Here is a 14,496-nt window from a genome sequence, read left to right on the forward strand (position 1 = left end):
CACTACATGTTAGTCGCCGTAGCGGACCAGGGCCGCCTCGATCCAGGCCCGCGACGCGGCCGCAAGGTCCACGGGGTGCAGGATCCGTGCCGACCCGCCATGCTGTGCCACGAACATGGGCAGCCAGGTTGTGCTGCCAAACCGGATCTCGGCCACGAGTCCGCCGTCCGGCAGGGTTGCCACCCGTTCGGCATAGTAGTCGTCGGCCAGTCCCGCGCCCTTCCTGGTGAGCTGCACCAGGACGGTGGTGTCGTCGTCGTTGGGCGTGAACAGTTTGGCCGGGAACCCTTCTTCCGGCCGGACCTGCGTGGACGCCGGGTTTCCGTTCGGCGCAATCCCCTGGACCCTGTCCAGCCTGAAATTCCGCAGTCCCCGGGCGGAGTGGCAGTAGGCCTCGAAGTACCAGGTGTTGTCCAGCGAGTACAGACGGAGCGGGTCCACGTTCCGTTCGGAGACCTGGTCCCGCTGAGCGGATAAATACACCAGCCGCAGCTGTGAGCGGTCCCGGATGGCATCCCGGACCACGTGAAGGACGGCCGAATCCGCGGGCCCGACTTCCGGGCCGGCCAGCGAACCTGCCCGGAGACCCTCTTCACCGGCCGCCGCCATTAGTTTAAGGGTCACCGATTCCAGGGCGCCGCCCTCGGCGAGTTCCGGAAGCCCGTTCAGCGTCTCCAGACCGGTCAAGAGTGCGCAGGCCTCATCCACGGTGAACCGGACCGGCCTGGTGAGGTCCAAATCCTGGGTGATGTAGACATGGCCTTCCTCCCAGTGGATATCCAGCAGGTCGTCAGGATAGCCCCCGGGCAGGCCGGAACAGATGAGGATCCGGAGGTCACTCTCCAGCTCGGCGGGTGTGATCTCGAACCGTGCTGCGACGTCGTGGATGTGCAGGCCCTGGTTGTGGACCAGGAAAGGCACCAGCTGCAACATGCGCTTGAGCTGGTCCTCCGAAGTACGCTTGCGGACGGACGGGCCGCGCGGGGAGTCCGCAAACCGGTAGCCAGGAACCGGAACCGCGCAGAACGTGGCGGCGCTCTGCAGCCGGTGACGCACTGCCGCCACCAGTTCCTGGGGCTCACGGGCCACGGCGTCCGGTCCGTAGGAGGCGAGCTCCTCGGCCAGCACCTCGGTGTCCCGGAACTCCACGTGCAGCCGTTCGTCGGCGCCGTCGGGCGTTTCCGCACTGAGGTTGGGCACCAGCGCGGCGCGCCGGCGCAGACCAAGGAGGCGCCCCCTCCGGACGTCCACGACGGCGGTCCGGAGCGGAAGTTCGGGGAGCCCGTCCAACTCTTCGCGGATGTTGAAATCCGCCGGCGGCGAGTACGATTCCTTGCCCAGCACGGTGACGCCGCCGGTGAACCGGGAAAGCCGGAAATGGCGTGGCGCCAGTCGTGAACGGTCGTAGCCGGTCAGGTACCACTGGCCAAACCGGCTTCCGAGGCCCCACGGTTCTACCGTCCGCTGCTCTTCCTTGCCCGTGGTGCCGGCGAGGTACCGGAAACTGACCGGGTGCCGGGCATGCATGGCCGCAACAACGTCGTCGAACGCCTGGCCGGCCGGTCTAATCCGCGGCTGCACGCCGAGCGGAAGTTCGACGTCGGACAGCGTTCCGGAGGCCTGGAGCTTTCGCAGGGCGTTGGCGGCGGCAGCCCCCAACGCGGCGCGCTCCCATAGCTGGGAAGCCAGGAGAAGGACTGTCCACTCCCCCGGGCTGAGCCGGACATCGGGCAGGCGGTTCGATTCCTTGCCGATGCGGTAGCGCGTGGTCGCCGGGTCATCTTCGCTCCAGCCGTGGTCCGTCACCGTTTCCACGTCGAAGCCGAACTGTCGGAGGTCGTTCTTGTCCCGCTCAAACATCCGGCCGAACGCGACGTCGTTGCCGGAGGTGTCGTGGTAGACCTTCGCCCGCAGCTCTGAGCGGCGCAGGCCATATTTGGTGTTCAGAAGGGCGATCAGGAGGTTCAAGAGGCGCTCAGTACGGGTGACGGACACTCTGGCTACGTTACTAAATTCCTTCGCGGAAAGCCGAAAGCGCGGCAGCAACCGGGAAACAGCTCCTGATTGTTACCGCGCTTTCCGGTCCCAGTGTTTTCCGGTCAGCGGACGCCGACGAGGTCCACCACAAAGATCAGTGCTTCGTTGGGGCCGATTGCCCCACCGGCACCGCGGGAGCCGTACGCCAGCTCAGAGGGAATCTCCAGGCGGCGGCGGCCGCCCACCTTCATGCCCAGCAGGCCCTGGTCCCAGCCCTGGATGACCTGGCCCACGCCGACACGGAAGTCCAGCGGCGCGCCGCGGCCCCAGGAAGCATCGAATTCTTCGCCGGTGGACCAGGCCACGCCGACGTAGTGTGTCGACACAGTGTCGCCCTTCTTTGCCTCGGTGCCGTCGCCCTCAATGAGGTCAGTGATGACCAGCTCGGTGGGGACATCGCCTTGCGGGAAGTCAATCTCCGGCTTCTGGCGGTCGAAATCGCGTTGACCAAATGACATGTTTCTCCTTCGTATGGTGGGTGGGTGATGTGTTGAAAGCTATTTGACGCCCAGGATGTCCACAACGAAGACAAGGTCACCCTTGGCTTCGCCCTGGCCGGCATCACCGTATGCGAGGTCCTTGGGAACGACAAGGAGGACGCGGGAGCCCACCGTTTTGCCTGCGAGTCCCTGGGTCCAGCCCTTAATGACGCCGGTCAATGGGAAGCTGGCGGGCTTGCCGCGGTCAAAGCTTGAATCGAACTTGGTGCCGCCCACGAGGTTGACGCCCACATAGTTGACGGTGAGCGTGTCAGTGGCCTTCACTTCCGCGCCCTTTCCCTTGATGAGGTCCTGCGCCACCAAGGCGGTTGGTGCCGCGGCACCCTCGACGTAGATCTCGGGGATGCCCTGGTCATTTTCCTTGACCGTCGGTAGTCCGGCGGGCGGGGTGACAGTTTCGCCCTCAGGCTTTTCGAGCGCCTGCGCCACGTCTTTCGCAGAAATCAGCTTGATCACCAGAAGCTGGGTTGGCTGGGCTGTGGCGCCCGCAGCGGCAGCCTTCCCGGGTACGGCAAGGGCCAGGGTTGAACCGAGTTTCGCCCCCACAAAAGCGTTGTAGATGACCGGGCTTCCGGTCTTGAGGTCCTCGCTGAGCTCGAGCGGCTCAGGTTCTCCCGGGAAGGTATCTTCCAGCGTGGAACCGTCGGTTCCGTTGACTGCGAGAATCGAAATGTTGGCGATCTGGTTTGCTTTTACCGGGGCGCCGTCACCTTCAGCGAGCACCTTGATGGTGGGTGCTGTGACCTCCAGCGGCTTGGTGAACTCAACACCCGGAGCTTTTTTGTCCCCATTTTCCGTCAGTTTCAGGGAGTCGAACTTGGCAGTGTCACCGGCCGACTGGCTGGTGGGTTCCGGTGCCGCGGGCGAACCGCCACAAGCGGTAAGCAGCAGCAGACCGGGGATAAGGATTGCTAGGAGTCGGCGCACGTAAGAGAACTTTCGTCGGGGCAAGGTGGACGCGATACCGGAACAGGTGCCCGGCACCGCTGCAGGGCCAAAGAATGGCCCTGCCAAGGATAGCCCCTGAACCTGAACGTCACCCCATAGAGTTCAAGAGGGCATCCACCCGGTCATCGATGCTGCGGAACGGATCCTTGCACAGGATGGTCTGGTGGGCGCGGTCGTTGAGCTTCAGGTGTACCCAGTCCACGGTGTAGTCCCTGCCCAGTTCCTGTGCCCGCCGGACAAAGTCGCCCCTGAGCTTCGCGCGGGTGGTCTGCGGCGGTGCATCCACGGCGTCCTTGATCACGGTGTCGTCAACCACGCGACGCACCGCGCCCCTGGCCTGCAGCAGGTAATAGAGGCCGCGGGTCCGTGAAATATCGTGGTAGGTCAGGTCAAGCTGGGCGATCCGGGGTGCATCCAGGCCAAGGCCGTGCCGCTCCCGGTAGTTGTCCATCAGCTTCTTCTTGATGGCCCAGTCAATTTCTGTGTCGATGGTGCTGGTATTACCGCTTCCGATTGCATCCAGCGTCCGCTCCCAGAGGTCCAGGATCAGCGGAACGTGGGGGTTGTGGGCGCCGTGCTCCTGCACAAAAGCTTTGACCTTGGTCAGGTATTCCTGCTGGATCTCCAACGCAGTGAGCTGGCGGCCGTTGGCGAGCCGGACCAGCGCACGGCCGCTGAGGTCGTGGGAGATCTCCCGGATGCTGCGGATGGGATTCTCCATCCGCATGTCCCGCATGATCACCCCGGCCTCAATCATGCGGAGAATGAGGTCCACTGAGCCCACCTTGAGCAGGGCCGTGGTTTCGGACATATTGGAGTCGCCCACAATGACGTGGAGCCGACGGAAGAATTCGGCGTCGGCGTGCGGTTCATCCCGGGTGTTGATAATGGGACGCGACCGGGTGGTGGCCGATGATACGCCTTCCCAGATGTGGTCTGCCCGCTGCGAAAATGCATATGTTGCCCCGTGCGGAGTCTTCAGGATCTTGCCCGCGCCGGCGATCAGCTGGCGCGTGACCAGGAACGGGATCAGAATCTCTGCGAGCCGGGAGAATTCGCCCCGGCGCGGGATGAGGTAGTTCTCGTGGCTGCCATAGGAGTTCCCGGCGGAATCGGTGTTGTTCTTGAACAGGTAGACGGTTCCGTTGAACCCCTCGGCGGCAAGCCGTGCCTGCGCCTCATCCACGAGGTCGTCGAGGATCAACTCGCCGGCGCGGTCGTGGGCGACCAGCTGGGCGAGGTCATCACATTCCGCGGTGGCGTACTCGGGGTGCGAGCCGACGTCGAGATACAGCCGTGAACCGTTAGTCAGGAACACGTTGGAGGACCGGCCCCAGCTGACCACTTTGCGGAACAGGTACCTCGCCACCTCCTCAGGCGCCAGCGGCCGCGAATCGGGGCTCGAATACGAGATTCCGAATTCGGTCTCAATACCGAAGATCCTCTTGTCCATCTCAGTCCTCCTCCGCAAGCAGCGCCGTGATGTCGGCGTCGTTCAATCGCCGGAAGGCCCGGCGGAAGCCCCTGGCGGTCTCCGACTGCCTGTCCAGGACGGCAACCTCAACGGCTTTGGCCGGAAGGGTCGCGCCCTCTTCGCCCTGCTCCGTTCCGCCCGCCAGGCTGCTGATGGCCAGCCGGACGGCTGCGGGAAACCGCAGCGAAGAACGCCAGCCCTCGGCGATGACGGATGAGACGCGCTCCGCCTGGCCACCCATCACGATGAAGCCGTGCTCGTCGGCGATCGACCCATCAAAAGTCAGCCGGTACAGGTGGTCCTGCTCCGGCGTCGGGCCTACCTCGGCGACCGCAAGTTCCACTTCAAATGGCTTCTGCTCGGCAGTGAAGACCGCGCCGAGGCTTTGCGCGTAGACGCTTGCCAGGCCCCGCGCGGTGACGTCCTCACGGTCGTAGGAGTAGCCCCGCACGTCCGCGTATCGGACCCCGGCCTGGCGCAGGCTCTCAAATTCGTTGTACTTGCCGACGGCGGCGAAGGCGATCTTGTCGTAGATCTCACCGACCTTATGCAGCGAAGGTGACGGATTTTCAGCGACGAGGGTGATTCCGTCCTGGCAGCTGATGACAACCACGGACCTGCCGCGGGCGATGCCCTTCCGTGCGAAGTCCGCACGGTCCTTCATCAGTTGTTCAGGCGAGACATAGAACTGCTGCGTCATGTCAGGCCTCCCGCCGCTCAGCAGACCGGGCCGCAATGATGCTTCCCGCCACAGCCGCCAGTTCCGGTTCCGGGATGCGCCTGGCGCCGTCCCGGTTCACCGTGTACACGACGGGCCAGAGCTGGCGGACCGGATCCGGACCGCCTGTTGCGGAGTCGTCGTCGGCGGCGTCATAGAGCGATTCGACGGCAACGGAGACCGCTTCGGCTTCCGTCAGGTTGGGCCGCCAGAGTTTTTTGAGCGCGCCACGGGCGAAAACAGAGCCAGAGCCGACGGTGTGGTGCTCGCGTTCCTCGTACCGGCCTCCTGTGACGTCGTAGGAGAAGAGGCGGCCCACTCCGGCAGTAGTGTCGAAACCGGCAAAGAGGGGCACTACTGCCAGGCCCTGCAGGGCCATGGGAAGATTGCCGCGGATCATGGCGCCCAGTCGGTTGGCCTTGCCGTCCAAGCTCAGGAGTGTGCCTTCGATCTTTTCGTAGTGCTCCAGTTCCACCTGAAAGAGCCGCGTCAGGTCGATGGCAATCCCGGCAGTGCCAGCGATTCCCAGCACCGAGTACCTGTCTGCCGGGAAGACCTTTTCGATATGCCTGCTCGCAATCATGTTGCCCATGGTGGCTCGCCGGTCACCGGCCATCAGCACACCTCCGCCGTAGCTCATCGCCACGATGGTGGTGGCATGCGGCACCTGCAGCGGAGTGGCTCCGGCTGTGGCCCCAGGCAGCGCGCGGTTGTACGGAAGCAGGTCCGGACGGTCCCGCTGCAGATGCTCGGTAAATGACGACGTCGCGTTGCCGGCTACCTGGTTGGCGGTTGATTCCTGCACTGGTGCACTCCTTGAACGTGGTCCTTCTACGGAACAGCTTCCGGCCGGCGCGGCGTCCGCCACTATCCGGCTGCGGCTACTGGCCGCCCTTTTGGACGAAGGCGCGGACGAACTCCTCAGCGTTGGACTCCAGGACGCCGTCAATTTCGTCCAGGAGGTCATCGACGCCCTGGGTGGCGGCCGATGCCTGGGCTTCGGGGGCGGCCGGGGGCGCCTCCGGGATGTCCTCTTCGACCTGGCTGTCGCGCGATTGTGGCTGCTGCTGTTCCTGGCCTGCCATGGTGATCTCTCCTTCGGGAAGCATCGGATCCGGGCGGATCTGCTGATACGCCCATATTGCCACGCTGAACGCCTGCTGGCGCGGTTTACGCCGGAGGCGGAGGGGTGTTGTGCCCAAGGAGTTCGGCGAGGAACGGTCCGGCCGTGCGGTGGCGGGCGAATAGCCCTCCCGTGAGGGCCCTGGTGCCGCGAAGGGGCTCCCTGGTGGGCACGCGCTGCAGCCGGCCGTATCCCGGGACATCGAAGATGACCGAGTCCCAGCTGGCCCCGACCACGTCTTTGCCGAAGCTGCTGATGCAGTGTCCGCGGAAGAACGCACGCGTGTCCGGCGGCGGTTCGGTCACCGCTGCGGCGATCGCCGAGTCCTCGACAATCCGATCCATGCGGTTCCTGGCAAGGAACCGGTAGTACAGCCCCTTTTCCGGCCTGATGTCGGCCCACTGCAGGTCCACAAGGCCCAGCCTTGCGTCATTCCAGGCGAGGTTGTCCCGGCTGCGATAGCCCTCCAAAAGGGAGAGTTTCGCCAGCCACTCCACGGAGGTGGCCGCGCTACTCCTGTCCGAATGGAGCTGGGTCAGGGTAGCGGCCCAGCGTTCCAGTACTTCGTGCGTATGGCCGTCCCCGTCCACAGCATCGGCAACCCCGGTGTCCTGCGCCAGCTTGGCCGCCGCCTCGTGGTACATCCACTGCAGATCCAGGGCCGTAACGCGGCGGCCGTCCAAAAGCCTGAGCCTGGCCGTCAGCGACGTGTCGTGGCTGACCGCCTGCAAGGCCGAAACGGGCTCGTGGACCTCCACTTTGGGCGCCAGGCCGGCCTCGATAAGGCTCAGGACCAGCGCAGTGGTGCCGAACTTAAGGTAGTTCGAGGACTGGCTGAGGTTGGCGTCCCCGATGATGACATGCAGGCGCCGGTATTTGTCGGCCGTGGCATGGGGCTCGTCCCGGGTATTGATGATCGGCCGGCGGATGGTGGTTTCCAAGCCCACTTCGGCTTCGAAGAAGTCGGCCCGCTGGCTGATCTGGTACCCCGGGGTGGAACTGTCCTGCCCTCTGCTCACCCGCCCTGCGCCGCACATAATCTGGCGTGTGACGAAGAAGGGCGTCAGTCCCCGCACAATGTCCCCGAAAGGCACTGAGCGCGGCATCAGGTAGTTCTCGTGGGAGCCATACGAGACGGACTTGTTGTCCGTATTGTTTTTATAGAGGTTGACCGGCGGCAGCTCTGGATCCGCAGCCAGGCGCCGCACCGCTGCCAGCGCAACGAGATCTCCAGCAGCATCCCAGATCACGGCATCACGGGGATTGGTCACCTCGGCGCTGGAGTATTCCGGGTGGGCGTGGTCCACGTAGAGGCGGGCACCGTTTCCCAGCACCATGTTCATCAGCAGGCTGCCGGCCCCGTCCTCGCCGTCCAGTTCCAGCTCCTCGCGGCCGTAGGCCAGCGCCACCGCTTCGGCGTCGAGTACCGGCGGTTGGTCGGTGAGCTGGCTGGGGTGGGCCGAAGCGCGTTCCAGGGTCCAGCCACGGGCGTCGTGTAGGGGCTCCTCATCCGTGTAGTCCCACCGGGTCTCTGCCCCGCCGGCCGCCCGTTGCCGTGTCACGTGGGCGTACGCCTGGACAACGCGGGCGGACATCATGGTGGCATTTGCCCCCGGTGCGGACGGCGCATGGATGCCGTACTCCGTTTCCGCCCCCATCACGCGCATGGCCCCGCCAGCAGGGAGCGAGTCCCCGGCGGCGCGTTCCGGGGCTGCCGTCATAGGTACTGTCCCGTGTTGGGCATCGTTTCGATGGACTTGCCGGGCTCCTGGCCGGCTTTGCCCTGCACAATGGTGCGGATGTAGGTGATCCGCTCGCCCTTCTTGCCGGAGATGCGTGCCCAGTCGTCCGGATTCGTGGTGTTCGGCATGTCCTCGTGCTCGCGGAATTCGTCCACCACAGCACGAAGCAGGTGCTCAATCCGGAGGCCCTTCTGGTGCAGGGTCAGGAGGTCTTTGATGGCGTACTTCTTGGCCCGGTCCACAACGTTCTGAACCACTGCGCCGGAGTTGAAGTCCTTGAAGTAGAGCATCTCGGTATCACCGTTGGCGTAGGTGACCTCCAGGTATTCGTTGGACTTCTCCGTGGAGTACATGGCTTCGACCGTGCGCTGGACCATGGCGTCCACGGTCGCCTGGACGTCGCCGCTGTGTTCCGCGAGATCGGACTCGTGGAACGGCAGGTCCGTGGTGATGTACTTGTTGAAAATGTCGGCCGCGGCCTCGGCATCCGGACGCTGGATCTTCACCTTTACGTCAAGCCGGCCAGGGCGGAGGATGGCGGGGTCAATCATGTCCTCACGGTTGGAGGCACCAATGACAATGACGTTGTCCAGCCGCTCCACGCCGTCGATCTCGCTCAGGAGCTGGGGCACAATGGTGGTCTCGACGTCGGAGGAGATCCCGGTGCCGCGGGTGCGGAACAGCGAATCCATCTCGTCAAAGAAAACCACTACCGGACTGCCGTCCGAAGCCTTCTCCCGGGCCCGCGAAAAGATCAGGCGGATGTGGCGCTCCGTCTCCCCCACGTACTTGTCCAGGAGTTCCGGGCCCTTGATGTTGAGGAAGTAACTTTTCAGGTCCGTATTGCCGGACCGCTCAGCCGCCCGCGCGGCCAGCGAGTTGGCAACAGCCTTGGCGATCAGGGTTTTGCCGCAGCCCGGCGGGCCGTAAAGCAGAATGCCCTTCGGGGCCTTCAACCCGTGTTCGCGGTACAGGTCCGGGTGGAGGAACGGCAGTTCAACGGCATCCCGGATCTGCTCGATCTGCGGGCCGAGGCCGCCGATGTCCTCGTATGTGATGTCAGGGACTTCTTCGAGGACGAGGTTCTCCACTTCGGAGCGGGGAACCTTCTCGAGGGCGTACCCGGTGCGCGAATCGATGGACAGGGCGTCCCCTACCCGGAGCTTTTCGGTAAGCAGGGCGCCGGAGAGCCGGATGACCCGCTCCTCATCCGCCCGGCCCACTACCAGCGCGCGGTCCGTTCCCAGCATTTCCTTGAGCGTTGCGAGCTCGCCGGCGCGCTCGTAACCGAGACCGGCAACGATCAGCAGTGCCTCGTTGAGCAGGACCTCCTGGCCGGCAGCCAGCTGGTTGATGTTGACCAGGGGGCTGATCCCCACCCGCATCTTCCGGCCGGCATTGAAAATATCGGCTGATTCCTCGGTGGCGGCCTGCCCGCTGCCAGCTGATGGCATACGCCGGGGATTGAGCTGCAGGATGGTACCGAAGCTGTACGGGGGCTGGCCTTCCTGGTCCAGGGCGTTTTTCAGGCGCAGGATTTCGACTTTCGCCGCTTCCAGCGTGCTGACCAGCTTCGCGTTATTCTGCGTAGCGGCGGCAAGCTGGCGGTCGATGTGCCTGAGTTTGTCCCGGAGGACGTTGACCTGCCGGTCTGCGACAGACAGTTCGTTGGCGGCAGCCTGCTCCGCCGGTGTACGTCCGGAGTCCTGATTCGGCGTCTCCATGATGCATCAGCCCTTCCTGCTCTTCTGCTTAAGACCTTAGCCCCAAGTTGGCAGGTACTGCTGGCGACTCCCGAAATGTGGACTAGTTCGTGATCTCCGGTGCGTCCTTGACGTTGGTCCCGGCGATGGCATCGCGGGCGGCCCTGCGGAGCTTCTTGTCGGAGACCAGCCGCTCGCCAACTGCGCCCGGCGTCCAGGCGTTGACATCTTCTTCATTGAAATCTGTCTTTGAGGGACGCCGCTTGACCGAAATTCCTGTGACGCCGTCGGCCAGCCGGCGGCTCACCAGGAGGAAGCCGGTGTGGGCCACCATGCGGTGGTCCGGGCGGACTGCCAGGCCCTCCAGGTGCCAGCCGCGGACCATGGACTCCCAGGCGTCGGGTTCGGTGAAGCGGCCGTCTGCCCGGATGGCCTCCGCGGTCCGGGAAAGCTGCGTAACGGTGGCGACGTAATTGATCCAGACACCACCGGGGGCAAGCACGGTGGCTACGGCGTCCAGGCACTCCCAGGGAGCCAGCATGTCCAGGACCACGCGGTCAACGGAGCCGGGAGCCTCGCTGCGGACCACTTCCTCCTGGAAGTCGCCCAACGAAATTTTCCAGGCGGGGTGGGGGCCACCAAAGATGGTCTCCACATTCCCACGGGCGATGTCCGCAAATTCTTCACGGCGTTCGAAGGAGTGCAGGTAGCCGTTGTCTCCCACTGCCCGGAGCAATGAGATGGACAAGGCACCGGAACCCACACCGGCTTCAACCACCCTGGCGCCCGGGAAGATGTCGGCCATGGTGACGATCTGGCCGGCGTCCTTGGGGTAGACCACTGCGGCGCCGCGGGGCATGGAAAGGACAAAGTCCGAGAGGAGCGGGCGCAGCGTCTGATACTGCTGGCCGACGTTGTTCACCACAACAGAGCCGTCCGCTTTGCCGATGATCCCATCATGGTTCAGGAAGCCGCGGTGGGTGTGGAAGGCGCCGCCGATTTCAAGCGTGACGGTGTTCATGCGGCCGCGTTCATCAGTCAGCTGGACCCGCTCCCCTTCGCGGAAAGGTCCGCGGCGGCGGGCAGCCCCCACCGGCTGGACACCGTTGGCGGCAACACCGGCTGTGGACGGTGCTGCGGTTGCGGCGGCAGATTCGCTGCTCATGAAAAGTTCCTCGTTCCTGTAAGACATGGGGCCACGCATCAATAGTCCGCCGGGTGCGTACAGGCACGGGCAACCATGCGGCGGCAGTGCACGGCCGGCACGTAACTCTACCGGCTTTGACCCTGCGGGTGCTTATTCGGCCGGACTGCCTTACCGGTGATGGCGGTCACTACCGCGTTTTGCGACAGGAGGCCGGTGACGGTGCCGTTGTGGTCCACCACGGCATACTCATGGCCTTCCAGCTGCGAAAGATACTGGATCAGTTCCTGTCCCTGCGACCATTCAGGTACGTAGGCGCCAGCCGCCAAAGCGTAGGACACCGCCGTCGCGGAGGTGGAATCCGCTGCAGACTCGGGAACTGCGGCGAGTGCGCGCCTGTCCACGACACCCTGCGGGCGTCCCTCCGGCCCGCACACCACGACTGCTGGCGATCCCTCCGATGCCAGGCGGCGGATGTCGGCAACGGTGGCGGTCGCGGGAAGTCCGACGGCGGGGGCCGCGAGGGCCGTTGCGCTCACCAGGTGCAGCCGGCCGCGCATGGTTCCCTGCTGGATGGCGGCGCTTGCCCCCATCCAGAGGAACCCGCCGACGAGGACGGTGATCATCAGGAGGCTGAAATCCGGAGTCACGCCGGCCAGCAGCGGCATCGCTATGAACCAGAGGCCGAGGGCCACCACGATGACGCGGCCGGCCCAGCCGGCCGCTACCGTGCCCTTGGCCTGGCTGCCGGTGGCCTTCCAGACGGCCGATTCAACAATGCGTCCGCCGTCCAGCGGAAGTCCGGGCAGGACGTTGAAGATGCCAATGACGAAGTTTGCCCACATAAAGATGTTGCTCAGGGTGTCCGCCACAACACCCATGCTGGCGCCGGACAGGACCAGCCAGGCGCCGCCGGCAAGGACCAGGTTCGCGGCCGGACCTGCCAGCGCCACGACCACGGACCGTGCCGGGGTGGCGGTGAAATTCTCAAACTGGGTGTGGCCGCCCCAGAGATTCAGCACGATCTTCTGGGTGGGCCAGCCGTAGACCTTGGCAGTGAGGGCGTGAGCCAACTCGTGGACCAGGACCGAAATGAGCAGCAGCAACGCGTAGGCGAACGCCACGTAGTAGGCGGTAATGCCGAATCCGGGATTGCGTTCCAACAGCACCGGTCCGTAGACGATGACGGTAAAGGTGGCAATCACAAACCAGGAGTACGCCAGGATGATGGGGATTCCGGCGATCCGGCCGAGCCGGATTCCTTCCCGGCGAGCCGGAGCGGGCGTTTCACTCAAGACGGGCTCCCGGACGTAGGCGCCAGCAACCCCGCCGAAATTGCCAGGCTTTCGGCCGCGATTGCTTCCAGCTCAGAAACCGTGCGGCCTGCAAGAGAGTCCCAAGTGGTGTGCCTGGGGTCTGCCGGCAGCGGGACGATGTGGGGAATTGCCACTGTGGCCACCCCGGATGCCAGCGCCGCAGCCACGCCCGGCGCCGAATCTTCCAGGGCGACACAGTGGTCGATGGTCAGTCCGGGATCTGCGTCCTGAAGCAGTTCCACCGCTTTGAGGTAGGCCTCCGGGTGGGGCTTGCCCCGGGCCACGGTATCACCGGTGACCATGAATTCGAAGTAGGGCTTGGGCAGGCTCGCCACGATTTCGCGGGCCAGCGGCCCCTCTGACATGGTGACCAGCGCACACCGCACGCCGGCGCTGTGCAGGTCATCGAGCAGTTCCCTGGCTCCGGGACGCCACGGGACGGAGCGCTGGACGCTCTGGATTACTTCCGCGGTCAGGGTGTCGATAATTTGCCTGGTCTCCAGCCGGACGCCGGCGTCCTGCAGGATTGCGGCTGAAAACGTCAGGGCCTGCCCTACGAGTTGGGTGGCCTGTTCGTGTGACCAGGTACCGCCATGGGCTTCCACCAGGGCGCGCTCTGCGGCAATCCAATACGGTTCCGTATCCACGATGGTGCCGTCCATATCCCAAAGAACAGCACGGAGCGGGGAAACAGGGGGTGAGGATCGCATGCGTTCAGTCTACGGTGCCAGCCTTAACGCCAGCCGTGGGGTACGCCCTTGGCGAATATCGCGGTGGGTGCGGCGTGCCGGGGGGCGACGCAGGCACACTTTTTGGCCGTGCATGGAATGCATCGTCCCGGTTCTTGGACGTAGGGTGAAGAAATGAATAGCTTCGACGGAGACACCACGGAACCTGGTGCCGCGCCTGAACAGGAGCAGTTCCTGCTGCCAGTGGCCGATGGGGAGCGCATCACTGTGATGCTGGCGGCATTTGAAGGCTGGAACGATGCCGGCGAAGCAGCCAGTGACTCGCTGCGCTATCTCAATAGGGTGTGGGGCGGCAAAAAAGTCGGGTCCATCGACGCCGACGAATACTACGATTTCCAGTTCACCCGCCCCACCGTCCGCCGGACCGCGTCCGGGGAACGCAAGATCAAGTGGCCCGCCACCCGGATCTACAAGGCAAGTGCGCCGGATTCGAATGTGGATGTCATCTTCGTCCAAGGTACGGAGCCGTCTTACAAATGGCGGGCCTACACCGCGGAACTGCTGGTCCATGCGGAAGCGCTGAAGGTGGATTATGTGGTTCTTGTGGGGGCGCTGCTGGCCGATGTGCCGCACAGCAGGCCGATTCCGGTGAGCACGTCCTCGGATGACGCCCCGCTTCGGGAACGACTCAATCTGGAACCGTCCCAGTACGAAGGTCCCGTGGGCATTGTTGGTGTGCTGTCCGAAGTAGCCCTGCTGGCCGGAATTCCCACGGTCTCGCTGTGGGCGGCGGTCCCCCACTACGTTGCCCAGTCCCCGTCACCCAAGGCCCAACTGGCCCTTCTGCACCGGGTGGAAGAGCTGCTCCAGCTACCGTTGGATACCCACGAGCTGGCGGAGGAGTCAGCTGCGTGGGAGCGCGGCGTGGACGAGTTGGCCACCGAAGATCCGGAAATCGCAGCGTATGTCCGCCAGCTTGAGGAAGCGAAGGACACCGCCGACCTCCCGGAAGCCAGCGGAGAGTCCATCGCGCGTGAGTTTGAGCGCTACCTGAAGCGGCGGGGCCGCGACAAACCCTGAGCCCTGTGCCGGCGTCCGCCCG

General features: G+C 64.6%; 13 protein-coding genes. 1 reads left to right on the forward strand and 12 read right to left on the reverse strand.

The window, feature by feature from the left end; all coding sequences use genetic code 11:
• Positions 1–9: 9 nt before the first annotated feature.
• From ABIB45_RS13145 to ABIB45_RS13200, 12 genes are all read right to left on the reverse strand, one after another.
• On the reverse strand, positions 10–1,995 hold the full coding sequence (locus tag ABIB45_RS13145) for a helix-turn-helix transcriptional regulator (RefSeq protein WP_354216305.1): 1,986 nt from the start codon (positions 1,993–1,995) through the stop codon (positions 10–12).
• A gap of 104 nt (positions 1,996–2,099) precedes the next feature.
• The gene (locus ABIB45_RS13150; RefSeq protein WP_354216306.1) at positions 2,100–2,495 is read right to left on the reverse strand and encodes an FKBP-type peptidyl-prolyl cis-trans isomerase; all 396 of its coding nucleotides are present in this window, start codon (positions 2,493–2,495) and stop codon (positions 2,100–2,102) included.
• Between the two features lie 39 nt (positions 2,496–2,534).
• A complete protein-coding gene (locus ABIB45_RS13155) occupies positions 2,535–3,464 on the reverse strand; it encodes an FKBP-type peptidyl-prolyl cis-trans isomerase (protein WP_354216307.1) in 930 nt (309 codons plus the stop codon).
• Between the two features lie 109 nt (positions 3,465–3,573).
• Positions 3,574–4,938: a Pup--protein ligase gene (pafA, locus tag ABIB45_RS13160; protein ID WP_354216308.1), complete on the reverse strand. Its 1,365-nt coding sequence runs from the start codon at positions 4,936–4,938 to the stop codon at positions 3,574–3,576.
• Position 4,939: 1 nt separating this feature from the next.
• Positions 4,940–5,659 carry a proteasome subunit alpha gene (prcA, locus tag ABIB45_RS13165; RefSeq protein WP_354216309.1) on the reverse strand — a complete coding sequence of 240 codons (720 nt, stop codon included), beginning with the start codon at positions 5,657–5,659 and terminating at the stop codon, positions 4,940–4,942.
• A 1-nt stretch (position 5,660) separates the two neighbouring features.
• Positions 5,661–6,482 (reverse strand): proteasome subunit beta, encoded by an 822-nt coding sequence (gene prcB / locus ABIB45_RS13170; protein WP_354216310.1) that lies wholly within the window; start codon positions 6,480–6,482, stop codon positions 5,661–5,663.
• Positions 6,483–6,558: 76 nt separating this feature from the next.
• Positions 6,559–6,762, reverse strand: coding sequence for a ubiquitin-like protein Pup (locus tag ABIB45_RS13175; RefSeq protein ID WP_354216371.1), 204 nt, complete (start codon positions 6,760–6,762; stop codon positions 6,559–6,561).
• Between the two features lie 85 nt (positions 6,763–6,847).
• A complete protein-coding gene (gene dop / locus ABIB45_RS13180; protein ID WP_354216311.1) occupies positions 6,848–8,521 on the reverse strand; it encodes a depupylase/deamidase Dop in 1,674 nt (557 codons plus the stop codon).
• The gene (gene arc, locus ABIB45_RS13185) at positions 8,518–10,266 is read right to left on the reverse strand and encodes a proteasome ATPase (RefSeq protein ID WP_354216312.1); all 1,749 of its coding nucleotides are present in this window, start codon (positions 10,264–10,266) and stop codon (positions 8,518–8,520) included. Before arc ends, dop begins: the two co-directional genes overlap by 4 nt.
• Before the next feature lie 82 nt (positions 10,267–10,348).
• Positions 10,349–11,410, reverse strand: a complete 1,062-nt coding sequence (locus ABIB45_RS13190; RefSeq protein WP_354216313.1) for a tRNA (adenine-N1)-methyltransferase — start codon at positions 11,408–11,410, stop codon at positions 10,349–10,351.
• A gap of 107 nt (positions 11,411–11,517) precedes the next feature.
• The gene (locus tag ABIB45_RS13195; protein WP_354216314.1) at positions 11,518–12,684 is read right to left on the reverse strand and encodes a site-2 protease family protein; all 1,167 of its coding nucleotides are present in this window, start codon (positions 12,682–12,684) and stop codon (positions 11,518–11,520) included.
• The gene (locus tag ABIB45_RS13200; RefSeq protein ID WP_354216372.1) at positions 12,681–13,367 is read right to left on the reverse strand and encodes an HAD family hydrolase; all 687 of its coding nucleotides are present in this window, start codon (positions 13,365–13,367) and stop codon (positions 12,681–12,683) included. The genes ABIB45_RS13195 and ABIB45_RS13200 overlap by 4 nt, the downstream gene beginning before the upstream one ends.
• A gap of 201 nt (positions 13,368–13,568) precedes the next feature.
• Between ABIB45_RS13200 and ABIB45_RS13205 the strand changes: the two genes are divergently transcribed.
• The gene (locus ABIB45_RS13205) at positions 13,569–14,474 is read left to right on the forward strand and encodes a PAC2 family protein (protein ID WP_354216315.1); all 906 of its coding nucleotides are present in this window, start codon (positions 13,569–13,571) and stop codon (positions 14,472–14,474) included.
• Positions 14,475–14,496: the final 22 nt, after the last annotated feature.

This window comes from Arthrobacter sp. UYCo732, assembly GCF_040547265.1.
GTDB lineage: Bacteria > Actinomycetota > Actinomycetes > Actinomycetales > Micrococcaceae > Arthrobacter.